General features: G+C 73.5%; 16 protein-coding genes. 6 read left to right on the top strand and 10 right to left on the bottom strand.

From position 1 onward, the window contains the following. Positions 1-35: 35 nt before the first annotated feature. Genes ACFQ46_RS12555 through ACFQ46_RS12545 form a run of 3 tightly spaced genes read left to right on the top strand, consistent with a single transcriptional unit; the run spans position 36 to position 2,739 of the window. Complete coding sequence (locus tag ACFQ46_RS12555) at positions 36-584, top strand: PadR family transcriptional regulator (protein ID WP_380259802.1); 549 nt, start codon at positions 36-38, stop codon at positions 582-584. Next, entirely contained in the window at positions 569-1,237 is a 669-nt protein-coding gene (locus ACFQ46_RS12550; protein ID WP_380259801.1) for an ABC transporter ATP-binding protein, read from the top strand. The genes ACFQ46_RS12555 and ACFQ46_RS12550 overlap by 16 nt, the downstream gene beginning before the upstream one ends. After that, positions 1,234-2,739, top strand: a complete 1,506-nt coding sequence (locus ACFQ46_RS12545; RefSeq protein ID WP_380259800.1) for an FtsX-like permease family protein — start codon at positions 1,234-1,236, stop codon at positions 2,737-2,739. Before ACFQ46_RS12550 ends, ACFQ46_RS12545 begins: the two co-directional genes overlap by 4 nt. A 151-nt stretch (positions 2,740-2,890) precedes the next feature. Here ACFQ46_RS12545 and ACFQ46_RS12540 read toward each other — a convergent pair whose 3' ends face one another. Then, positions 2,891-4,054, bottom strand: coding sequence for a PQQ-dependent sugar dehydrogenase (locus ACFQ46_RS12540; protein WP_380259799.1), 1,164 nt, complete (start codon positions 4,052-4,054; stop codon positions 2,891-2,893). Between the two features lie 55 nt (positions 4,055-4,109). On the opposite strand from ACFQ46_RS12540, the gene ACFQ46_RS12535 reads away from it, so the two are divergent. Then, the gene (locus ACFQ46_RS12535) at positions 4,110-5,027 is read left to right on the top strand and encodes a 2-hydroxyacid dehydrogenase (protein ID WP_380259798.1); all 918 of its coding nucleotides are present in this window, start codon (positions 4,110-4,112) and stop codon (positions 5,025-5,027) included. Here the strand turns inward: ACFQ46_RS12535 and ACFQ46_RS12530 are convergent. From ACFQ46_RS12530 to ACFQ46_RS12500, 7 genes are all read right to left on the bottom strand, one after another. Beyond that, positions 4,994-5,719, bottom strand: a complete 726-nt coding sequence (locus tag ACFQ46_RS12530) for a sirohydrochlorin chelatase (protein WP_380259797.1) — start codon at positions 5,717-5,719, stop codon at positions 4,994-4,996. The genes ACFQ46_RS12535 and ACFQ46_RS12530 overlap by 34 nt on opposite strands. After that, positions 5,716-6,753, bottom strand: a complete 1,038-nt coding sequence (locus tag ACFQ46_RS12525) for a uroporphyrinogen-III synthase (RefSeq protein ID WP_380259836.1) — start codon at positions 6,751-6,753, stop codon at positions 5,716-5,718. The genes ACFQ46_RS12530 and ACFQ46_RS12525 overlap by 4 nt, the downstream gene beginning before the upstream one ends. 80 nt (positions 6,754-6,833) lie before the next feature. Then, complete coding sequence (gene cobA / locus ACFQ46_RS12520; RefSeq protein ID WP_380259835.1) at positions 6,834-8,051, bottom strand: uroporphyrinogen-III C-methyltransferase; 1,218 nt, start codon at positions 8,049-8,051, stop codon at positions 6,834-6,836. A gap of 26 nt (positions 8,052-8,077) precedes the next feature. Then, the gene (locus ACFQ46_RS12515; RefSeq protein ID WP_380259796.1) at positions 8,078-8,392 is read right to left on the bottom strand and encodes a Rieske (2Fe-2S) protein; all 315 of its coding nucleotides are present in this window, start codon (positions 8,390-8,392) and stop codon (positions 8,078-8,080) included. Continuing rightward, positions 8,389-11,001, bottom strand: coding sequence for a nitrite reductase large subunit NirB (gene nirB, locus ACFQ46_RS12510; RefSeq protein ID WP_380259795.1), 2,613 nt, complete (start codon positions 10,999-11,001; stop codon positions 8,389-8,391). Before nirB ends, ACFQ46_RS12515 begins: the two co-directional genes overlap by 4 nt. Before the next feature lies 1 nt (position 11,002). Beyond that, positions 11,003-11,350 carry a molybdopterin oxidoreductase gene (locus ACFQ46_RS12505; protein WP_380259794.1) on the bottom strand — a complete coding sequence of 116 codons (348 nt, stop codon included), beginning with the start codon at positions 11,348-11,350 and terminating at the stop codon, positions 11,003-11,005. Between the two features lie 13 nt (positions 11,351-11,363). Continuing rightward, on the bottom strand, positions 11,364-12,764 hold the full coding sequence (locus ACFQ46_RS12500) for an MFS transporter (RefSeq protein ID WP_380259793.1): 1,401 nt from the start codon (positions 12,762-12,764) through the stop codon (positions 11,364-11,366). Positions 12,765-12,962: 198 nt separating this feature from the next. Between ACFQ46_RS12500 and ACFQ46_RS12495 the strand changes: the two genes are divergently transcribed. Then, positions 12,963-16,913 (top strand): molybdopterin-dependent oxidoreductase, encoded by a 3,951-nt coding sequence (locus ACFQ46_RS12495; protein ID WP_380259792.1) that lies wholly within the window; start codon positions 12,963-12,965, stop codon positions 16,911-16,913. Positions 16,914-16,962: 49 nt separating this feature from the next. Then, entirely contained in the window at positions 16,963-20,139 is a 3,177-nt protein-coding gene (locus tag ACFQ46_RS12490) for an ATP-binding protein (protein ID WP_380259791.1), read from the top strand. A 22-nt stretch (positions 20,140-20,161) separates the two neighbouring features. Here the strand turns inward: ACFQ46_RS12490 and ACFQ46_RS12485 are convergent, their stop codons facing one another. Beyond that, positions 20,162-20,980 carry an ABC transporter permease gene (locus ACFQ46_RS12485; protein WP_380259790.1) on the bottom strand — a complete coding sequence of 273 codons (819 nt, stop codon included), beginning with the start codon at positions 20,978-20,980 and terminating at the stop codon, positions 20,162-20,164. Continuing rightward, complete coding sequence (locus ACFQ46_RS12480; RefSeq protein WP_380259789.1) at positions 20,977-21,927, bottom strand: ATP-binding cassette domain-containing protein; 951 nt, start codon at positions 21,925-21,927, stop codon at positions 20,977-20,979. Before ACFQ46_RS12480 ends, ACFQ46_RS12485 begins: the two co-directional genes overlap by 4 nt. Positions 21,928-21,943: the final 16 nt, after the last annotated feature.

The raw sequence follows: 21,943 nt of genomic DNA, 5'->3' as shown, positions 1-21,943 counted from the left end.
TCCGCCGACTAGTCACGTGGTGCATAGTGGCCCACGTGACGGTCGGCCACGCGCTCCTCGGGTTGCTCGTACCCGGGGAACGCCACGGGTACGACCTGAAACGTCGGTACGACCAGCAGTTCCCGGCCGCCCGGCCCCTGGCCAGCGCCCAGGTGTACGCCACGTTGGCCCGGCTCTCCCGCGACGGTCTCGTCGTCCAGGGGGAACCGGAACGGGACGGTGGACCGGACCGGACGGCCTACGGGTTGACCCCCGAGGGTCGGGAGGAACTCCGCCGGTGGCTCGGCGAGGTCGAACCACCGGCTCCGTTCGTCGCCAACCCGTTGGCGGTGAAGCTCACGGTCGCGGTGCTCACGGCGGGGGAGCCTGCGGCGCAGGACTACCTGCGCCGCCAGCGAGCAGCGCACCTGCAGCGGATGCGGGACTACACCCGGGCCAAGACCGAACCCGGTGTGGCGATCGCGGAACTGCTGGCCGCCGACTACGCCCTGGAACACCTCAACGCCGACCTGCTCTGGATCGAGAACGCCATGGCCCGCACGGCAGTCCTGACCGAGGAGGTCACGTCGTGGAACCACACCTGAGTGCTCAGGGTCTGGTGAAGTCCTACCGCAACACCCCGGCCCTGCGGGGCGTCGACTTCGCCGCCCGCCAGGGCGAGGTCGTCGCCATCACCGGACCCTCGGGTTCGGGGAAGTCGACGCTGCTGCACTGCCTCGCGGGGATCGAGGTCCCCGACGCCGGATCCGTCGCCCTCGGGGGGCGACGGATCGACGACGCGGGGGAGGGGAGACGTTCCCGCCTCCGGCGCAGCAGGTTCGGGGTCCTGTTCCAGTTCGGCCACCTGGTCGCGGAGCTCACCGCGGCCGAGAACGTGGCGATGCCGTTGCTGCTGTCGGGGATCCGGCGACGGTCGGCGATCGCCACGGCGACGGACTGGCTGGCCCGCTTCGACGTGGCGGAACTCGCGGGGCGACGACCCGGGGAACTCTCCGGTGGGCAGGCGCAGCGGGTCGCCGCGGCGCGTTCGCTGGTGACCCGCCCTGACGTCCTGTTCGCCGACGAACCGACGGGTGCCCTCGACAGCCTCGCGGGGGAACAGGTGATGATCCAGGTGACCCGGGCGGTGCGCGAGGTGGGGACGACGGTGCTGCTGGTCACCCATGACGCCCGCATCGCGGCCTACGCCGACCGCGAGGTCGTCGTGCGCGACGGGTTGATCGAGGCCGGCCGGTGACCGCGACGACGACGACCGTCCCGCTGCTCCACGCCGACGGCAGCGCGCGGTTCACCACCCTGCTCCGGCTGGCGGTCTCCGGCGGTCGCGCCGACCGGACCCGGATCGCCCTCACCGCAACGGGTTCCGCCGTGGCCACCGTGGCCCTGAGCGCGGCGGCGAGCGTCGCGGTCAGCGGGCCGGGCGACGGCCCCTACACCTCCGAGGTCCTGAACCAACCGGGTCTGCACGTCGGGGTCGTCACCGCCCTGGTGCTGTTGTGCCTGCCCGTCCTGGGTTTCGTGGGGCAGTGTTCCCGGATCGGTGCGCCGGGGCGGGACCGCCGGCTGGCCGCGCTGCGGTTGCAGGGGGCGACCCCGGGGGACGTCGTCCGCGTCGCGGTGGTGGAGACGGGGTTGTCGGCCGTGCTCGGGACCGTCGCCGGGCTCGGTCTGTTCTTCGCGCTCCGCGTCCTGCTCGACGTTCCGACCACCGCCACGTACGACGTGACCACCGTCGACGGCGACAGCACCACCGTCGAGACGGTGACCGGGGCGGCGCTGCCGTTCCCCACCGACGTCCTCCCGCCGTGGCCGGTCCTCCTGGTGTTCGTCCTCGCGATCCCCCTGGCGGCAGCGGTCTTCGCGACGTTCGCGATGCGCCGGGTCGTGGTCACCCCGTTCGGGGTCGACCGGTCCCAGCCGCCGGAACCCCGTCGGATCGTCCCCGCGATCCTCTTCGTGGCGGGCACGGTGGTGATGGTGACGTTCGAGAGCCTGCTGCGGTTCGTCCCGCACCGGGTGCTCGCGTCGGAGTTCGCCGTCGCCCTGTTCCTCGTGCCGATCGGGTTGACCCTGGCGGGGCTCCTGATGGGGACGACGACCCTGGCCTCGCTCGTCGGGGAGTTCATCGCGCGGCGCACCGCACGGCCGGCTCTCCTGCTGGCCGCCCGCCGGATGGTGTCCGCTCCGAGCCACACCAGCCGGGCCAACTCGACGCTCCTGCTCGTCGTGCTGCTGGCCGCCTTCACCCAGGGGATCCGGGCGAAGTTCCTGGCCGAGACCGCGAACTACGGCACGACGTTCTACGCGGACACCTTCGACCTGGTGAACCTCGCCCTCGTCCTCGGCGCGGTCATCGCCGCGGCGGGTCTGCTCGTGGGCACCGTCGACGGCGTCCTCGGTCGCCGCCACGTCCTCGCCGGGCTGCACGCCGTCGGCGTACCGCGGGGCACGATCACCCGTTCCGTCCTCGGCGAGAACCTGCTGGCCCTGGTCCCGGCGGTCGTCCTGGCCACGGCCGCGGGGATCGTGGCGGCGCGCGGGCTGTTCGGCACCTCCGTCACGTGGTCGGACCTGCAGGCCGACGGGACCTACCGCGAGGTCGTCGCCGCGGTCGGTGTCCCCTGGGGGTCCCTCGGTGGCCTCGTCGTCGTGGTCCTGGCGGCCGCGGCACTCGCCACGGTGGCTTCGTTCCCCGTCCTGCGGGTCAGCCTGCACCCGTCGGAACTGCGCGCGGACTGAGTTCGCTCAGGATCGCGACGACGACCCGACGCAACCAGGTGTGGGCCGGCTCGGCCTGGTAGCGCTGGTGCCAGGAGACCACGCCGGCGGTCCCACGTTCAGCACACCGGGCCGCCGCGAACGGGTTCCCGTTGCCCGGCCGGGTTCCGGGTCAGACCAGCGGGACCGTGACGAGCCGGTCGTCGCCCGGGCGGGGTTCCCCGCGGAACGTGTTGGACGTGAGGATCCACAGCGACCCGTCCGGACCGACCTCGACGGTGCGCAGCCGCCCCAGGGTTCCCTCGAGGTAGGCGTCGGGGGTCCCGGTCGGGCCGTCGGGGTTCAACGGCACGCGACACAACCGCTGACCCTTCAACGCCGCGACGTAGACCGCGTCGGGGGTCACCGCGACACCGCTGGGGGAGGCGTCGTCGGTCGCCCAGGTCTGGACCGGGGCGACGAACCGCCCGTCCCCGTCACCCGGACCCTCGACCTCGGGCCAGCCGTAGTTCCCGCCGCCGCGGACGACGTTGAGCTCGTCCCAGGTGTCCTGACCGAACTCGGAGGCGATGAGCCGCCCGGTGGAGTCCCACCCGAAACCCTGGGGGTTGCGGTGTCCGTAGGACCAGGTGCGCGAACCCGGGAAGGGGTTGTCCGCGGGGATGGAGCCGTCGGGCAGGATCCGCAGGATCTTCCCGCCGAGGGCGTTCACGTCCTGGGCGGCGGGGCGGTTCTGGGCGTCTCCCGCCCCGACGTAGAGCATCCCGTCCGGTCCGAAGGCGATGCGGCCCCCGTTGTGGGTGGAGTTCTTCGGGATCCCGGTGAGGACCGGTGTGGCCTGCGTCAGCCGGTTCTGCGCGAGGGTGTACCGCACGACGCGGTTGTCCGCGCGGGCGGTCTGGTAGAGGTAGACGAACCCGTCGCTCGCGAACTGCGGGGACAGGGCGATCCCGAGCAGCCCGCCCTCGCCGTCGGGCACCACGTCGGGGACCTTGCCGTCCAGTTCCTCCGTGCCGAGGGAGGTGAGCACCCCCGGGCCGATCCGGACGACGCGGGCCTCGTCCCGCAACGTGACCAGGGCCGTGCCGTCGGGCAGGACCGCGAGACCCCACGGGACGTCCAACCCCGTCGCGATGTCGCTCGGCTGACCGGGCAGTCCCGTCGCCGCCGCCAGCGCGTCGGCCGGCGCGGTGCTCGACGTCGGCGCGGGGGCGGGCGGGTCGGAGGTGGCGGGCGTGCTGGTGGGGGCCGGTGTCCCGCTGCCGTCGGAGCAGCCGGCCAGCAGGCCCAGCGCCAGGGCGCTCCCGGCGGCGAGGGCTTCGCGTCTGCTGTGCACCGGCCCATCGTCACCCGCGTCCGGCCCGCCCGCACGGCTGGGTAGCGTGCGCGGGGTGAGCACCGCACCCTTCGTCGTGAGCCTGCCCACCGAGTCCTGGGTCAGGGCCCTCGGTCCCGTCGACGGGGTGGAGGTCGTCGTCTGGGACGGTTCGTCCCCCGCACCGGAGCCCGCGCCGCGCCTCGTCGTCCCCGACTACGTCGCGACGCCCGACCTCTCGACGCTGCCGGTGGGCACCGAGGTCGTCCAGCTGCTGACCATCGGCTTCGACGGGGTCGCGGAGCAGCTCCCTCCGGGGGTGCGGTTGTGCAACGCGACCGGGGTCCACGAGACCTCGACCGCCGAACTCGCCGTGGGGTTGGCGATCCTCGCGCTGCGGGGACTGGGGGAGGACGTGCGCTCGATGGCGAGGGGCGAGTGGAAACCCTCCCGCCGCACCTCGCTGGCCGACCGCAGGGTCCTCGTGCTCGGCTGGGGCGGGGTCGGTCGCGCCGTCGCCACCCGCCTGGCCCCCTTCGAGTGCGCGGTGACCGCCGTCGGTACCCGCTCCCGGGTCCAGGACGGGGTGGAGGTCCACGCGGACTCCGAACTCCCGCAGCTGCTGCCCGAGCACGACGTCGTCGTCCTGGCCTGCCCGCTGACCGCGCGGACCAGGAGCCTCGTCGGCCCGGAGTTCCTCGCCGCCATGCCCGACGGGGCGCTGCTGGTGAGCGTGGCCCGCGGCCCGGTCGTGGACACCGCGGCCCTCGTCGCGGAACTGCGCACGGGCCGGCTGCTGGCCGCCCTCGACGTCACCGACCCGGAACCGCTGCCGGGCGACCACGAACTCTGGTCGCTGCCGGGGGTCGTCGTCACCCCGCACGTCGGCGGGAACTCGACGGCGTTCCGGCCCCGCATGGTCGCCCTGCTGCGCCGGCAGCTGGAACTCCTGCTCGCGGGTCAGGAACCCGTCAACGTCGTCGCCTCGTCGTAGCGGGCCAGCACCAGCTCCACCAGCGCGGGGTGCACCCCCAGGGGTTCGGCGACGACCTCGGCCCCGGCCCCGCCCAGGCGCACGGAGAACACCCCGGGGGCCAGCAGGTACCCGGCGACCGCCACCGATGGAGCCCCCGCGGCCCTCGCCGCGGCGACGGCCGCGGCGACCGACGGTTCCTGCGCCGAGAGGAACCCCGCCGTCACCCGACGTCCCGTCCGCACCGACAACGAGGCGACCGCGGCCTCGACGTCGGCGACCGCCCGGGCGTCGGAGGATCCGGCAGCGGCCAGGACGATCGCCCCCTCGAACTCCTCCACCGACGTTCCCAGGGCCTCCTCCAACCGGTCGACCAGCGCCTCGGTGATGACCTCGTCCGGACCGAGGGCCGGGGCGGCGACGGCTCGACCACCGGTGTCCCGCAACGCTTCCGCGATGTCCACCCGGACGTGGTAACCGCTGGAGAGCAGCAGCGGGACGACGGTGCAGCGTTCCCCGTCCGCGACCAGTTCCGCCACGACGGCCCCCAGTTCGGGTTCCTGGACGTCCACGTGCGCGGCGACGACCCGCAACCCCGGCCGAGCCACCCGGACCGCCTCCCGCAACCCCTCGACGACCGCCCTCCCCTCGAGGGAACGGGTGCCGTGCGAGCACGCGACGAGGACGGGTCCGGGGTTCGTTCCGGGAGTCATGCCACCTCCAAGCGGTAGCCGCGCTTGACCACGGTCCGCACCAGGGCCGCGTCCGGCAGGGCCGTGCGCAACCGGGCGACCGTCACCTCCACGGCGTGTTCGTCGCCCGCCCCGGGCAGGGCGGCGAGCAGGTCCTCGCGCGTCAGCACCGCACCACGGGCCGCGGCGAGGCGGCGCAGCACGGCCAGGGGGCCGGGGGCGAGGTCGAGCACCGCGTCCTCCAGCACCGCGGTCTGGGCCCGCAACCTCAGCGTCCCGCCGACCGTGACCACGCAGTCCAGCGGGTTCTGCGCGAGGTGGGCCGTGAGGGTCCGCAGCAGCGCACCGAGCCGCCACCGGTCCGGGATCAGCGGTTCGATGCCCGCACCCCGCAACGGTTCGGCCGTCACGTCGCCGACGGCGCAGGCGACGACCCCCTCGCCGCACGCCGACACCAGGTCGGCGAGACGACCCTGACGCCGCGCGGCGTCGAGCAGGGCCACCGCTCCGGGCGCGCTGGTGAACGTCACCGCGTCGAGGCGGCGGGCGGCGATGAGGTCGACGAGGCGTTCCACCGCGACCGGGTCGGCCGGGGGCAACCACCGGTACACCGACACCCCGCGGACCCGGGCGCCGGCGTCGAGCAACGGCTGCAACTGGTCCTGGTCCGCCGCCCCGTGCAGCTGCACGACGATGGAGCGGCCCTCGACCCCGCCCGCCACGAGGCGTTCGACGGCCTCCGCGGTCTGCTCGGAGGCGGCCGACCACTCCTCGCGCAGGCCGTTGGCGCGGATGACCCCCGTGGCCTTCGGGCCGCGCGCGAAGATGCGGGCCCGGCCGAAGACCTCCAGCAGCGGGGCGGCCAGCCCGGCCGCGTCGGCGGCCTCCACCCAGCCGCGCAACCCGATGCCCGTGGTGACCAGGAGGTCGTCGGGCGGGTCGGCGATGACGTCGCGGGTCTCGGCGAGCAGTTGCTCGTCCTCGGTCAGCGGGACGATGCGCATGGTCGGGGCGTGCACCACCCGGGCGCCCTTGCGCTCGAAGGTGGCGATCATGTCCGAGGACCGCCGGTCGCTGGTGATGCCGACGGTCACTCCGAGCAGTTGCGGGACCTCGGGGGCAGGCGTGGGGTCGGTCACAGGTCCGGACCGTAGGCGACCTGCGCCGCGGACGCCACGTCCGCCAACCCTTCCAAGCCCGCCACCGCGCCGACCACGATCACCGCGGGCGCCCGCACTCCTCGCCCGGCGGCGATCCCGGCGATGTCGGCCAGGGTGCCGCGGGTGGTGCGCTGGTCCGCGCTCCAGCCGTTCTCGACGATCGCGACGGGCGTCGTGGGCGACTTCCCGGCCGCCACGAGCCCCGCGCTCAACCGCGGCAGCATCGTCACCCCCATGAGGAACACCACGGTGCCGTCCAGCCTGGCCAGGACCTCCGCGTCGACGTCCTCGTGCCCGCTGACCACCGTGACCGACCGCGACAGCCCGCGGTGGGTGACGGGGATCCCCGCCGCGGCGGGCACCGAGAACGCGCTCGTGACCCCGGGGACGACCTCGACCTCCACCCCGGCGGCCCGGCAGGCGAGGACCTCCTCGCCGCCGCGCCCCAGGACGTAGGAGTCACCGCCCTTGAGCCGCACGACCCGTCGCCCGGCGCGGGCGTGCTCGACGATGATCCGGTTGATCTCGTCCTGGGGGACCGGGTGGTGGTCGGGGGTCTTGCCCACGTCGACGACCACCACGTCGGGGTCGAGCTCGGCCAGCACGGCGGTGGGGGCCAGCCGGTCGACGACGACCACGTCGGCCTCGGCCAGGCGCCGCCGCCCGCGCAGGGTCAGCAGGTCCACGTCCCCGGGACCGCCACCGACCAGCGTGACGCGCCCGGCTCCGGCCCGGCGGCGGCGCAACGGCGCGGCCCCGGAGTCCAGCCAGCGCGACAGCGCCTCCCGCAGGCCCCGCGCCCGCCGCGGGTCGCCGCCCGCCGTGACCGACACCGTCACCTCACCGCGTCGGACCACCGAGGGCGTCCACGCGCTGGAGGCGCGGGCGTCGTCGGCGCGCACGCACCACACCCGCAGGGCCTCGGCCGCCGCGGCGAGTTCCGCGTCCACCCGCGGGTCACCCGTCGCCGTGTGCACGAGCCACACGTCGGCCACGTCGCGCGGTGCGACCTCGCGCTGCTCCCACGTCAGGTGGGGCACCAGGTCCCGCAGGTCCTCGCACAGCGCCGGCGCGACCACCAGGACCTCGGCCCCGGCGGAGACCAGGTCACGGGCCCGGCGGGCCGCCACGGGCCCCCCACCGGCCACCAGGACCCGACGCCCCGACACGTCCAGGTGCAACGGGTAGGTCATCACCGGGACCTCCCCTCCGTCCGGGCTCACAACTCCACGCTCACGACACCGTCGTCCCCGACCGAACAAGGATGCACCGCGATCGGGTCCTGCCCCGTCGTGGACTCACCCGTGCGCAGGTCGAAGGCGTTGAGGTGCAACGGGCACACCACCGACCCCTCGTCGACCTGGCCGTCGGCCAGCGGGCCCCCCGCGTGCGGGCACGCGGCCTGCACGGCGCTCACGCGACCGCTGCGGTGGCGGAACAGGGCCACCTGCCGCCCGTCGACGACGTAGGTGCGGCCCTCCCCGAAGGGGAGTTCGCGGACGGGGCACACCGCGTGGGTGGTGGAGGTGGTCATCGCGGCACCTTCAGGGAGTCGGGACGGGCGGTGGGCAGCGGCAGGGCGACGGTCGTCCCCCCGGGCGCCCCCGCGGGACGGCTGGGCACCAGCGGCAGGTCCACCAGCGGCAGCGAAGGGCGGAACTGGCCCTCGGTGACCGGCTCCCGGCCCTCCAGCCACGGGTCGCGGTAGTTCTCCACCGTGGCCTGCATCCGCTCGTCGAGACCGGCCACCAGGCCGTCGGAGTCCTCCAGCAGCACCTTCTTCACCCGGTCCAGGCCGAGGCGGGGGACGAACTCGTAGGTGCGTTCCAGCCAGTTGCCCCACTCCCGGTAGAACTGGATGAACCGCCCGGTGAGCGCGATGACCTCTTCGGGGGAGCCCACCGTGGCCAGCAGGTCGCCCTTGCGGACGGTGGCCCCCGCGGCGCCCCCGACGTAGACCTCCCACGCGCCGGCGCCGATCGCGACGACCCCGATGTCCTTGACGTAGGCCTCGGCGCAGTTGCGGGGACAGCCCACGACCCCCAGCTTCAGCTTCGCGGGCGTCTCCACGCCCTGGAAACGGGTCTCCAGGTCGATGCCCAGCTGGGTGGAGTCACCGAGGCCGAAGCGGCAGAAGTCCGTGCCCACGCAGGTCTTCACCGTGCGGAAGCTCTTGCCGTAGGCGTAGCCCGACGGCATCCCCAGGTCCTCCCACACCTTCGGCAGGTCCTCCTTGCGGATGCCCAGCAGGTCCACCCGCTGACCACCCGTCACCTTGATCATCCCGACGTCGTACTTGTCGGCGACGTCGGCGATCTTGCGCAGCTGCTCCGCCGTGGTCACCCCGCCCTTCATCTGCGGGACCACCGAGAACGTGCCGTCGCGCTGGATGTTGGCGTGGACGCGGTCGTTGATGAACCGGCCGTCGCGCTCGTCCTGGTCCAGCCCCTCGGGCCACATCATCCGCAGCAGCGAGGTCAGGCCCATCTTGGACTTCGCGTCCTCCACCCCGCCCGGGGCGAGCTCGCGGAACACCGCCGAGACCGACTTCAGCCGGCGCTCGCGGATGACGGCCATGAGTTCCGGCTTGCCCATCGGGATCCCCGGGACGTACCAGTTCGCGCTCTCGTCGACGGTGAGGTTCCCCCCGGCCGCCCACTCGGTGACCTGTTCCACGAGGGTCTTGCACGACCCGCAGCCCTTGCCGGCCTTGGTCTTGGCCATGACGGCGTTGACCGAGGTGCAGCCGCCGGCGACGGCGTCGACGATCTTCCCCTTGGTCACGCCGTTGCAGTTGCAGACCTGGACGTCGTCGGACAGTTCGCCCACCGAGGTCGCCTCGTCGGGGGAGCCGAGGTCGAAGAGCAGGCTCATGCGTTCCTCGGGCAGCGGCAGGCCCTGGTCGAAGGCCTGGGTGAGGAACGCCGTCTTGCGGACGTCGCCCAGCAGCGTCGCCCCGACGAGGCGCCCGGCGCGGATCACGACGTTGAGGTAGATCCCGCGGTGCGGTTCGGAGAACACGACGAACTCGTCGTCGTCGCGTTCGGGTCCGGGCAGACCCATCGCGACCACGTCGACCCCGGCGACCTTGAGCTTCGTGGAGGTGCGCGAGCCGTGGTACGCCGCGTCGGGCCGGGCACCCGTCAGGTGGTCCGCGAGGACACCGGCCTGGTCCCACAGCGGGGCCACCAGGCCGTACGTCTCCCCCCGGTGCTGGACGCACTCCCCGACGGCGTAGATGCCCTCGGCGGTGCCCTCCTCGCCCTCTTCGCCCGCGCTGCACTGCATGCGGTCGTCGACGACGATGCCGCGCTGGACCTCGAGGCCGGAGCGCAGCGCGATGTCGGTGTTGGGCCGGATGCCGGCTGCGACGACGACGAAGTCGGCGTCGAGCACCGAGCCGTCGGGCAGTTCGACCCCGCTGACCCGGTCGGTGCCGCGCAGACCGCGGGTGCGGACGCCGGTGTGGACGCGGATGCCCAGTTCCTCGATCCTGCGGCGCAGGACGCGGCCGGCCTCGGGGCCGAGCTGCTGGTTCATCAGGTGCTTCGGGGAGTGGACGAGGTCCACCTCGAGGCCGTGGGTCGCGAGGCCGTGGGCGGCCTCCAGACCCAGCAGGCCGCCGCCGATGACGACGGCGCGGCGGTGGGTGCGGGCCGCGGTCAGCAGGGACCGGGCGTCGTCGAGGGTGCGGAAGCCGAACACCCCCTCGAGCACGGAACCGTCGGGGCGGTACAGGCCCTCCATGCTGGGGAAGAACGGCGTGGACCCGGTCGCGATGAGCAGGACGTCGTAGGGGGTCTGGCCCCCGTCGGCGTCGTGGACGACCTTGGCGAACCGGTCGATGCGCTCGACCCGGACCCCGGCCCGCAGGTCGATGCCGTTCTCCGCGTACCAGGGCAGGGAGTTCAGGAAGATGCCCTCCTCGGTCTCCTCCCCGGACAGCACGTGCGACAGCATGATGCGGTTGTAGTTCCCGTAGGGCTCGTCCCCGAAGACGGTGATGGCGAACTGGTCGGAACCACCGCGTTCGAGGAGTTCCTCGACGGCGCGGATGCCGGCCATGCCGTTGCCCACCACGACGAGGCGGCGGCGTGGACGCCGCTGGGCCGGGACGCTGACGGTGGCGATCGTCTCGGTCACCTCAGACCTCCACGAGTCCGAGGTCGACCACGACGGTACCGGTCAGCCCGTCGGGAGCCGCGACCCGCAGTTCCAGGGTCGAGGGGGCCTCGACGTCCTCGACGATGCGCAGCGGGACGTGCACCGAGCCCTTGGCGGCGATGGGGAACAGGCGCATCGTCACCCCGTCGCGCAGCAGGGCCACCACGACCATCTCCTCGGTGGAGTTCCCGCCGCGGAAGTAGACGGCCTGGGCGCGCGCCCCGTCGGGGACGGCGTAGGAGGGGAGACCGTCCAGGACGACGGGCTTCTCCAGGCCGGCGCCGGTGAACGGGTAGGCGCCCTGCAGGAAACGAGGGGTGGAACTCATGGGGGTGTTCCTCTCAGATCTGGGCGCCGGCGAAGCGCTGGGCGCGACCGACCTTGTAGACGGCGACGGTCACTGCGGCGCACACCAGGTAGAAGGCGATGAAACCGACGAGGGCGGGCTGCAGCGACCCGGCCTCCTTGAGGGAGGTGGCGAACACCCGCGGGATGATGAACCCGCCGTAGGCGCCGATCCCGGCGGCGATCCCGATGCAGGCCGCGGCCTTCCTCTTGGCCAGCACCATCGTCGCCGTGTCGGAGGGGTCGATGCCGGCGCGGAAGATCGCCGGGATCATCCGGTACACCGAACCGTTGCCGACGCCGGTGGCGACGAACAGCAGCAGGAAGGAGATGAAGAACCCCGCGAACGTGCCGGCCTTCAACGAGAGGATGACGCCCAGGGCGCCGAGCGCCATCACGAGGTAGGCCGCGACGCTGACGTTGGCCCCGGAGAGCTTGTCGGCCAGCTTCCCGCCCGAGGGGCGGGCCAGTGAACCCACCAGCGCGCCGAGGAACGCCAGCGTCAGCGGCACCGCCGGCAGCCCGATGAACCCCCAGTCGAAGACGGCTTGCGGGAACTGCGTCGAGATGAGCGTCGGGAACACCCCGGCGTAGCCGATGAACGAGCCGAACGTCCCGATGTAGAGGAAGGAGATGATCCAGGTGTGCTTGTTGCGGATCGCGGCGGCGTAACCGGCGAGGTCGGCCTTCGCGGTGGAGAGGTTGTCCATGTACCGCCAGGCGAGCACCGCGGCGAGGATCGCCAGCGGGATGACGACCAGCCCGGCGCGTTCCAGGGCCAGCCCGCCGCCGATGACGACGATGACCGGGATGACCAGCTGCACGACGGCGACGCCGAGGTTCCCGCCCGCCGCGTTCAGCCCCAGCGCTGCGCCCTTCTCGCGCTCGGGGTAGAAGAACGAGATGTTGGCCATGCTGCTGGCGAAGTTGCCACCCCCGACGCCGGCGGTCGCGGCGATCAGGACCATGAGCCAGAACGGCGTCTGCGGGTTCTGCACGACGATCGCGAGGCCCACGCAGGGGACCACGAGCAGCAGGGCCGAGACGATGGTCCAGTTGCGGCCGCCGAACTTCGGGACGGCGAAGGTGTAGGGGAAGCGCAGCGTCGCGCCGACGAGGTTGGGGACGGCGATGAGCCAGAACATCTGGTCGGCGGTCAGGGCGAAGCCGGCCTTGTTGAGGGAGGGGGTGACGATGGTCCACAGCTGCCAGACCGAGAAACCGAGGAACTCGGCGAAGATCGAGAGCCCCAGGTTGCGCTTCGCGGCCCGTCGTCCGGTGGACTGCCACTGGACGGTGTCCTCGGGGTCGTAGTGGTCGACCCAGCGGCCGGCACGGGGGGCGGGGATCGTGCCGACGGCGAGCTCGGAGTCGGCACGGTCGTTGGTGAGGGCCATCGCTGAGTCCCTTCAGGGGCAGTGGTGGACTGGCTTCGGGGACGAAGCTAGGCACGCCGCGTTACAGCCGGTCGCGTGCGCCGTTGCCCCTGCGTGACGTTGTCCTCACGCGCGACGGGGGCCGGTGTGAGGAGAGCGCACCACGGCCGCAACACGGGGGTAACCGGGGGGCAACGGCGGTGGCGTTGACTCGCCGTCGTGACCTCCCTCGAGCCCACCGCCTCGGTGCGCAGCGCCTGCTCCTACTGCGGGGTCGGTTGCGGGATGGTGCTGGACATCACCACCGACCCCGAGACCGGGCGCCGCTGGGTCGCCAAGGTCACCGGCGACAAGCAGCACCCCGCCAACGCGGGCCGGCTGTGCACGAAGGGGGCGACCAGCGCGGACTTCATGACCGCCCCCGGGCGGTTGCAGCAGGCCGCGGTGCGCGAGGTCCGCGGCGGCGAGCCCCGCCCGGTCCCGGTGCGCGACGCCGTCGGGACGGTGGCGCAGCGGCTCGGGGAGATCGTCGAGGAGCACGGCCCGGACGCCGTCGCCGTGTACGTCTCGGGCCAGATGTCGATGGAGGCGCAGTACCTGGCCAACAAGCTGGCCAAGGGTTTCCTGCGCACGACGCAGATCGAGTCCAACTCGCGGCTGTGCATGGCCAGCGCGGGCACGGGCTACAAGCAGTCCCTCGGCTCCGACGGCCCGCCCGGGTCCTACGAGGACTTCGACCACGCCGACGTCTTCCTGGTCATCGGCTCCAACGCCGCCGACTGCCACCCGATCCTCTTCCTGCGGATGATGGAGCGCGTCCGGGCCGGCGCCAAGCTCATCGTGGTCGACCCGCGCCGGACGACGACGGCCGACGCGGCCGACCTCTTCCTGCAGGTGCGCCCGGGCACCGACCTCGCGATGCTCAACGGCCTCCTGCACCTGCTGGTGGCGGCGGGGGCGGTCGACGAGGAGTTCATCGCCTCCTCCACCACCGGTTGGGAGCGGATGGCCGACGTCGTCGCCGACCACCCGCCGGCGCGGGTGAGCGAGCTGACCGGCATCGCCGAGGCCGACCTGCGGGCCGCGGCCGACCTCATCGCCGGGGCGGGCGAGTGGATGAGCTGCTGGACGATGGGCCTCAACCAGTCCACCCACGGCACGTGGAACACCAACGCCCTGGTGAACCTGCACCTCGCCACCGGCGCGATCTGCCGTCCGGGCAGCGGCCCCTTCTCCCTCACCGGGCAGCCCAACGCCATGGGCGGGCGCGAGATGGGCTACATGGGCCCGGGGCTGCCGGGGCAGCGCTCCGTCCTCGACCCCGCGGACCGCGACTTCACCGAGAGCGTGTGGGGGCTGGAACCCGGCACCCTGCGCACCGACTTCAGCACCGGCACGGTCGACATGTTCCGCCGGATGGCCGACGGGGAGGTCAAGGCGTGCTGGATCGTCTGCACCAACCCGGTGGCCTCCGTCGCGAACCGCTCCACCGTCGTGGAGGCCCTGCAGCGGTGCGAGTTCGTCGTCGTCCAGGACGCCTTCGCCGACACCGAGACGACGCCCTACGCCGACGTCCTGCTGCCGGCCGCGCTCTGGGCCGAGTCGGACCAGGTGAGCGTGAACTCCGAGCGGAACATGACCCTGCTGCAGCAGGCCGCCGACCCGGTGGGGGACGCCCGCCCGGACTGGGAGCTCATCGCCGAGGTGGCGCGCGCGCTCGGTTTCGGGGAGCACTTCGCCTACGGCTGCGCCTCCGACGTGTTCGACGAGATCCGCCGCTTCTCCAACCCCCGCACCGGCTACGACCTGCGCGGGGTCGACCACGAGCGGCTGCGCCGCGGTCCCGTGCAGTGGCCCGCCCCCCCGGACGACGGCGAGGACCGGCACCCGGTGCGCTACCTCAACGACGGGGTCAGCCAGGACCTGCTCGTCCACCCCGACGGCAGCGTTCCCCGGCTGGCGTTCCCCACCCCGAGCGGGCGGGCGGTGTTCTGGCCCCGCCCCTTCCTCCCGGCGGCGGAACTCCCCGACGACGACCACCCGTTCGTGCTGAACACCGGCCGGGTCCAGCACCAGTGGCACACCCTCACCAAGACGGGGAAGGTCGCCAAGCTCAACAAGCTGAACCCCGGGCCGTTCCTCGAGGTGAACCCCGAGGACGCGGCTCGCCTCGGCCTCGGCGAGGGCGACCGCGTCGAGGTGGTCTCGCGCCGGGGTCGCGCCGTCCTGCCGGCGGTGGTCACCGACCGGGTGCTGCCGGGGTGCTGCTTCGCCCCGTTCCACTGGAACGACGAGTTCGGCGCCGATCTGGCGATCAACGCGGTGACCAACGACGCGGTCGACCCCGACAGCTTCCAGCCGGAGTTCAAGGTGTGCGCCGTGCGGTTGACCCGCGTCGAGGTGGAGGCGGGGCCGCAGGTGCGACGCGGGGAGCCGCCGGTCTTCGACGAACGCCAGAGCAGGTACCTCGACGGGTTCCTGCACGCCCTCGGCGAGGTACCCGGTTTCGTACCGGCCCTGCCGGCGTCGGCCCCCTTCGGGGAGGGCGACCGGGCCTGGGTGGACGGGTTCCTCGCGGGGACGTTCGCGGGTACGTCCACCGCCCCGGCCCCCGAGCCCGAGGCCGCGCCCGACGTCTTCGTCCTGTGGGCCTCGCAGACCGGGGGAGCCGAGGAGCAGGCCCGTTCGGCGGCGGCGGCCCTGGAATCGGCCGGGGTCCGGGTCGGGGTGTTCGGGATGGACGAGGTGACCCCCGACCGGCTGAGTTCCGCGGCGACCACGCTGGTGGTGTCCAGCACGTTCGGCGACGGCGGGCCCCCGGACAACGGGGAGTCGTTCTGGGAGGCGCTGTCCGGTCCCGCGGCGCCGAGCCTGGAGGGGCGCACGTTCGCCGTGCTGGCCCTCGGGGACTCCAGCTACGCCGACTTCTGCGGCCACGGCCGTCGCCTCGACGAACGGTTCGCCGAACTCGGCGCCCAGCGGTTGCTGGACCGGATCGACTGCGAGCCGGGGGAGGACGATCGCGCCGCGGACTGGAGCGCGCGCGTCCTGGGCCTGCTGGCGCAGCGGAGCCCCGCGGCCCTCGTCCCCGCACCGCGAGCGGCCCCCGTCCGCCCCACCCGCGGGAACCCCTACCGCAGCCGGCTCGTGCGCAACGTCCGCCTCAACGCCGCGGGTTCGACCAAGGAGGTCCGCCAGATCGGGTTCGCCTGCGACGACGGGCTGGAGCACCACGCGGGTGACTCCCTGGGGGTGTGGCCCGAGAACGACCCCGTCGTGCTCGCCGAGGTCGCCGACGCCACCGGTGTCGACCCCGCGGAACTGGCGGCCCTGGACGTGACCCGGCCCTCCCCGGGACTGCTCCGCTTCGTCGCCCAGCGCTCCCGGCGGGAGGGCCTGTCCCGGATCCTCGCCGACGGTCCGTCGCGGACGGCGGAGTGGGCCCACGGTCGTCAGCTGCTGGACGTGCTCCGGGAGTTCCCGGCCCACGCCGAACCCGCGGAGTGGCTCAACCTGCTCAAACCCCTGCAACCGCGGCAGTACTCGATCTCCTCGGCCCCCGAGGCCCACCCCGACGAGGTCCAGCTGACCATGTCGACCGTCCGTTTCGGCGACCCGGTCCGCCACGGGGTCTGCTCCACGTTCCTCGCCGACCGGGCGGAGGGGAAGGACGTGGGCGTCTTCGTGCAGTCCGCTCCGGCGTTCCGCCCGCCGGGCGACCCGGGCGTGCCGATGGTGATGATCGGGCCGGGGACGGGGGTCGCGCCGTTCCGCGCCTTCCTGCAGCACCGGCGCGCCCACGGCGCGAGCGGCCCGAACTGGCTGTTCTTCGGCGAGCGGAGCTCGGCCACCGACTGGTACTACCGCGATGAGTTCGAGGGCTGGCGCGAGGACGGGTTGCTCACCCGCCTCAGCCTCGCGTTCTCGCGCGACCAGCCGCAGAAGGTCTACGTGCAGGACCGGATGCGGCGCCACGGCGCGGAGTTGTGGGCCTGGCTGGAGGAGGGCGCCCACCTCTACGTCTGCGGCGACGCCGCCCGGATGGCCAGGGACGTCGACGCCACGCTGCGCGACGTCGTCGCCGAGCACGGTGGCATGGACGCGGAGGACGCCACGCTGTACGTCAAGACGATGGCCGCGCAGCGGCGCTACGTCCGCGACGTCTACTGAAGGGTCGTCTCGGCCACGGTTGCCGCAGCCCGGGTGGGAGGCTGTCCCCGTGCAGATCGAACTCCTCGGCCCGCTGCGGGTCCGGACCGACGACGGAGCCGAGATCGCCGTCCCCGGAACCCGGCTGCGGAGGCTGCTGGCCGAACTCGCGCTGCGCGCCGGGCACCCCGTCTCGACCGGTCTGCTCGAGGACCTCCTGTGGACCGGGGAACTCCCCAGCGGGCCGGGAGCCCTGCAGTCGCTGGTGTCGCGGTTGCGCCGGACGCTGGGGGAGTCGGCGACCATCGCCACCGGTCCGGCCGGCTACGCGCTGAGCGGGGTCGCGGTCGACGTCCCGCTCGTCGAAGCCGCCCTCGCCGACGGGCGACGCCTGCTGCGCGGGGGGTCTCCCGCCGCGGCCGCCCAGGTGCTGGACGCGGCCCTGGCCCGCTGGCGCGGGGAACCCGTCGAGATCGCCGGTTCCCCCGACGCCGTCCGCCTGGAGGACGCCCGCCTCGACGCCCTCGCCGACCGCTGCGAGGCGCGGTGGCGGGCCGGGGACCTCGACGGCCTGCCGGCCGACCTCGAGGAACTCGTGGCCGCGCACCCGCTGCGGGAACGGTTCGCCGAACTGCGGGTGCGGGTCCTCGTGGCCGCCGGACGCACCGGCGAGGCGCTCGCCGCCTACGAGCAGACCCGACGGGTGCTGGCGGAGGAACTCGGCGCCGATCCCTCACCCGCGTTGCGGGAGGCGCACCTGGCCGCGCTGGCCGAACCCGCCACCGGCCCTGCGCCGCAGCGGACGGTCCGTTCGCTGACGTCGTTCGTCGGCCGCGACGGTGACCTGGAACGCCTGACCGGCCTGCTCGCGACCACGCAGTGCGTGACCGTGGTGGGACCCGGTGGCGCGGGCAAGACCCGGTTGGCCACCGAGGTCGCCCGGCACCTGGCCCGCACCTGGGCCGTCCACGAGGTCTCGCTCGCCCCCGTCGCCGAGGGCGAGGACGTCCAGGGCGCGGTCGTCAGCGCGGTCGGGGTCGGCGACGTCGCGCTGGAGACCCGGGCCATCCCGCGCGACGTGGCCGAACCGCTGCACCGCCTCCGCTCGGCCCTGAGCTCCGGGGCGACGGGCCGGCCCGTGCTCCTGGTGCTCGACAACTGCGAGCACGTCCTGGACGACACCGCCGTGCTGGTGGAGGACCTGCTGCGGCACTGCCCGGGCCTCAGCGTGCTGTGCACGAGCCGGGAGGCGCTCGGCGCGGAGGGGGAGGCCCTGCACCCCCTCGGTCCGCTGCCGACGGACGCGGCGGTCCGGTTGTTCACCGACCGCGCCGTCGCCGTCGACCCCGGGTTCGTCGTCGACGACGCCAACCGCGGGGTCGTCACCGACCTGGTCCGCCGTCTCGACGGGTTGCCGCTGGCGCTGGAACTGGCCGCGGCCCGCCTGCGCACCACGACGTTGACCGACCTCGACGCGCGGCTCTCCGACCGCTTCCGCGTCCTCGCCGGCGGTCGGCGCACCGCCGTGGCCCGCCACCGCACCCTGCGCGCCGTCGTGGACTGGAGCTGGGACCTCCTCGAGGAGGACGAACGCGTCCTGCTGCAGCGGCTCTCGGTCTTCGCGGGGCCCGTCGCCGTGGACGCGGCCGCGGCGGTCGCCCGCGACCTCGGCGACGAGCACGCGGTCGCCGATCTCCTCGCCTCGCTCACGGAGAAGTCGCTGCTGCAGCTGCGTCCGGGCCCGACCGTCCGCTACGCCCTGCTGGAGACCATCCGCGAGTACGGCGCCGAACGCCTCGCCGCCTCGGGGGACCTCGAGGACGTCCTCGAGGCGCACACCGCCTGGGCGCTCGACCTCGTGGCGCGCGCGGGCCGCGGTCTGCGCAGCCGTGATCAGGTGACGTGGTCGCAGCGGCTGGACGCGGAGGTCGACGACCTGCTCGCGGTGCTGCGCCAGCTCGTCGCCGCCGGACGCGGGGAGGACGCCGTCCGGCTCACCCTGCCGGTCGTCCTCTGGGCCGGGGCCCTCGGCCGGCAGAACCAGGCCCGCGAGTGGGTCCGCCTCGCCGCCTCCGTCCCCGCCCCGGCCGCGCCCGTCGAGGCGCTGGTCGTCGAGACGGCCGACCGGATGATGGGTGTCGTCGAGGCGGCCAGCAGCCCGGGTGAGGTCATGGCGGTGCTGACCGTGCTGCGCGACAAGGTCGAGGCCCTGCTCACCACCGACGCGAACGTCTTCACCCGGCTGGTCGCGCTCGTCGTGGACCGCTTCGGGGGCTGGGACGGCGACCCCTTCCGCGACCTGTCCGCCACCGCCGAGCAGGACGCGGCCCTCGCGGCCCTCACCGCGGAACTGTCCGCCGCCGGTGAACCCTGGCTGGTGGCGACGTGCGAGTTGCTGCGCGCCTCGGCCGCGGAGAACTTCGGCGACGCCACGACGATGCTCGAGGCGGCGCAGCGGGCCGAGGCGGGGTTCCGTGCGGTCGGCGACCACTGGGGCCTGTCCGCGACGTTGCGGATGCTCGCCCAGGCGCAGGTGCACGGTGGTGACCTCGACGCCGCGGAGGCGCTCTACGTCGAGTCCCTCGACCTGGCCGCCGCGTTCGGCGGAGCCGACGACGAGGTCCTGGTGCGGACCCGGTTGGCCGAGGTCCACCAGCGTCAGGGGCGGTCCGCCGAGGCGACCGCCGAACTCGCCCGCACCCGTGCCCTCACGGCCGGCAGTTCCGACCCGACCCGCACCTGGCTGGTCCTCTCCGAGGTCGTCACGGCGGTCCGGGAGGGACGGATCGAGGACGCCCGCCGGCTCGCGGGCGAGCACGAGGCCGTTCTCTCGCAGCGGCCGCTGGGTGGTGCCTTCGGCCACGAGCGGGCCGCGCTGTCCGCGGCGATCTCCCGCGTCCACACGGCCGCCGGGGAACTGGTGCAGGCCCGCGCACGGCTGGTGGTGGCGCTCGAGGCGGCGCTGCAGACGCGGGACATGCCGATCATCGCCCTGGTCACCACGTCGGCCGCCCACTGGGCGCTCGCCGACGCGAACCCCCTCCGGGCGGCCCGGTGGCTCGGGATCGCCGCAGCGCTGCGGGGGTTCGACGACGCCACCGACCCGTCGGTCCTCGAGGTCCTCGCGGGAGCGCGCGACGCCACCGACGAGGCGTCGGTGGCGTCGGCGGTGGCGGGTGGACGGGCGCTGGACCGTTCCGCGGCCCTGCGGGAACTCGCCGCGGGGTTCGGGGTGCTCGGGCAGTGAGGCGCGGTGCCCCGGTGGTTCCTCAGGCCCGGCGGTTGTAGGCCCGCAGGGCCAGCGGCACGAACACCGCGAGGAACACGGCGATCCAGCCGCCGGTCCAGGCGAGGTCCCCGGCGACCGGGCCACCGAGCATCAACCCGCGGACCACCCCCACGAGGTGGGTGATGGGGTTGACGTGCACGAAGTCCTGCAGCCAGCCCGGCATGGTGTCGGTGTTCACGAACACGTTGCTGCCGAAGCTCAACGGCATGACGAGCAGGAACATCAGACCCTGCACGGCACCCGGGGTCCGGACCACCAGGCCGACGAACACCGAGATCCAGCCGAACGACAGGGCGAACAGCATCGAGACGCCGAGGGCGGCGAGCGTGGGCACGAGACCGGTCTGGACCCGGAAACCCATGACGTAGCTCGCGCTCATGATGACCGCGAAGAGGATGAGGTAGCGCACCACGTCGGCCAGCACGGCCCCCACGAGCGGGGCCGAGCGGGAGATCGGCAGCGACCGGAACCGGTCGAACACCCCCTTCTGGATGTCGCTGTTCAGGTTCTGCCCCAACGAGACCCCGGCCAGCGAGATCGACTGGGCGAGCAGGCCCGGCAGCAGGTACTGCAGGTAGGAACCCCGGTCACCGCCGCCGAGGGCGCCGCCGAAGATGTAGGTGAACATGAGCAGGAAGATGATCGGCTGGATCGTCACGTCGATCAGCGCCTCGGGGGTCCGGGCGGTCTTGATGAGGTTCCGGACGGCGAGCGCGCCGGCGTGGCGCAGACCGCGGAACGGGCTGGGGGAGACCGTCTGGACGGCGGTGCGGGTGGGGCGTTCGAGAACGGTGCTCATGCTGCCACCTCCTTGTTCTGGGTGTTCTGGGTGAGGGTCGAGAAGACCTCGTCGAGGGTCGGCAGGTGCAGCGACAGTTCGCTGACCGCGATGCCCCTCTCGGCAAGGCCGGTGACGGTGGCGGGCATGGCCCGTTCGTCGAGGACGGGGACGGAGAACCCACCACCCGGCAGCGACGTGGGTTCCTCGGACGAGAACCCCGAGAGCAGGTGGGCGACCGCCGGGCCGTCGGCGGGATCGGCCGGGGTGACGGTCAGGGTCCGGCTGCCGGCCTGCCGCTTCAACCCCAGCGGGGTGTCGTGGGCGATGACGCGACCGTGGTCGATGACGGAGATCTCGTCGGCGAGCTGGTCGGCCTCCTCGAGGTACTGCGTGGTCAGCAGGACCGTCGAACCGTCCCGCACCAGGGTCCGGACGACGTCCCACATGGCGTCCCGCTTGGCCGGGTCGAGGCCGGTGGTGGGTTCGTCGAGGAACACCACGGCCGGGCGGCCGACGAGGGAGGCGGCGAGGTCGAGGCGGCGGCGCATCCCGCCGGAGTACGTGCCGGCGGGGCGTCCGGCCGCCTCGGTGAGGTCGAACCACTCGAGCAGTTCGTCGGCGCGAGCGCGGGCGTCGCGGCGGGAGAGGTCGAGGAGGGTTCCGATGAGCTTGAGGTTCTGCAGACCGGTCAGGTCCTCGTCGACCGAGGCGTACTGACCGGTGAGCCCGATGGTGCGCCGGACGGCGGCGGCGTCGCGGACGACGTCGAACCCGCCGATGCGGGCCACCCCGTCGTCGGGACGCAGCAGGGTGGCGAGGATGCGCACGGCCGTGGTCTTGCCGGCCCCGTTGGGGCCGAGGACGCCGAGCACCTTGCCCTCCGACACCCGCAGGCTGACCCCGTCGAGGGCCTGGGTGTCACCGAATCGTTTCCGCAGGCCGTCGGCCTCGATGGCGTAGTTCATGGTCGTACCGTCGCCC

It is taken from the genome of Kineococcus sp. GCM10028916, from assembly GCF_042674865.1.
Classification (GTDB): Bacteria; Actinomycetota; Actinomycetes; order Actinomycetales; family Kineococcaceae; genus Kineococcus.
Note: the sequence above shows the minus strand (reverse complement) of the source record. Positions and strands in the feature narration are given on the sequence as shown.

Coding starts and splice junctions, on each gene's coding strand:
- ACFQ46_RS12530 (WP_380259797.1), bottom strand. CDS start 5,719: ATGACTCCCGGAACGAACCCCGGACCCGTCCTCGTCGCGTGCTCGCAC.
- ACFQ46_RS12525 (WP_380259836.1), bottom strand. CDS start 6,753: ATGATCGCCACCTTCGAGCGCAAGGGCGCCCGGGTGGTGCACGCCCCG.
- cobA (WP_380259835.1), bottom strand. CDS start 8,051: ATGACCTACCCGTTGCACCTGGACGTGTCGGGGCGTCGGGTCCTGGTG.
- ACFQ46_RS12515 (WP_380259796.1), bottom strand. CDS start 8,392: ATGACCACCTCCACCACCCACGCGGTGTGCCCCGTCCGCGAACTCCCC.
- ACFQ46_RS12505 (WP_380259794.1), bottom strand. CDS start 11,350: ATGAGTTCCACCCCTCGTTTCCTGCAGGGCGCCTACCCGTTCACCGGC.
- ACFQ46_RS12500 (WP_380259793.1), bottom strand. CDS start 12,764: ATGGCCCTCACCAACGACCGTGCCGACTCCGAGCTCGCCGTCGGCACG.
- ACFQ46_RS12485 (WP_380259790.1), bottom strand. CDS start 20,980: ATGAGCACCGTTCTCGAACGCCCCACCCGCACCGCCGTCCAGACGGTC.
- ACFQ46_RS12480 (WP_380259789.1), bottom strand. CDS start 21,927: ATGAACTACGCCATCGAGGCCGACGGCCTGCGGAAACGATTCGGTGAC.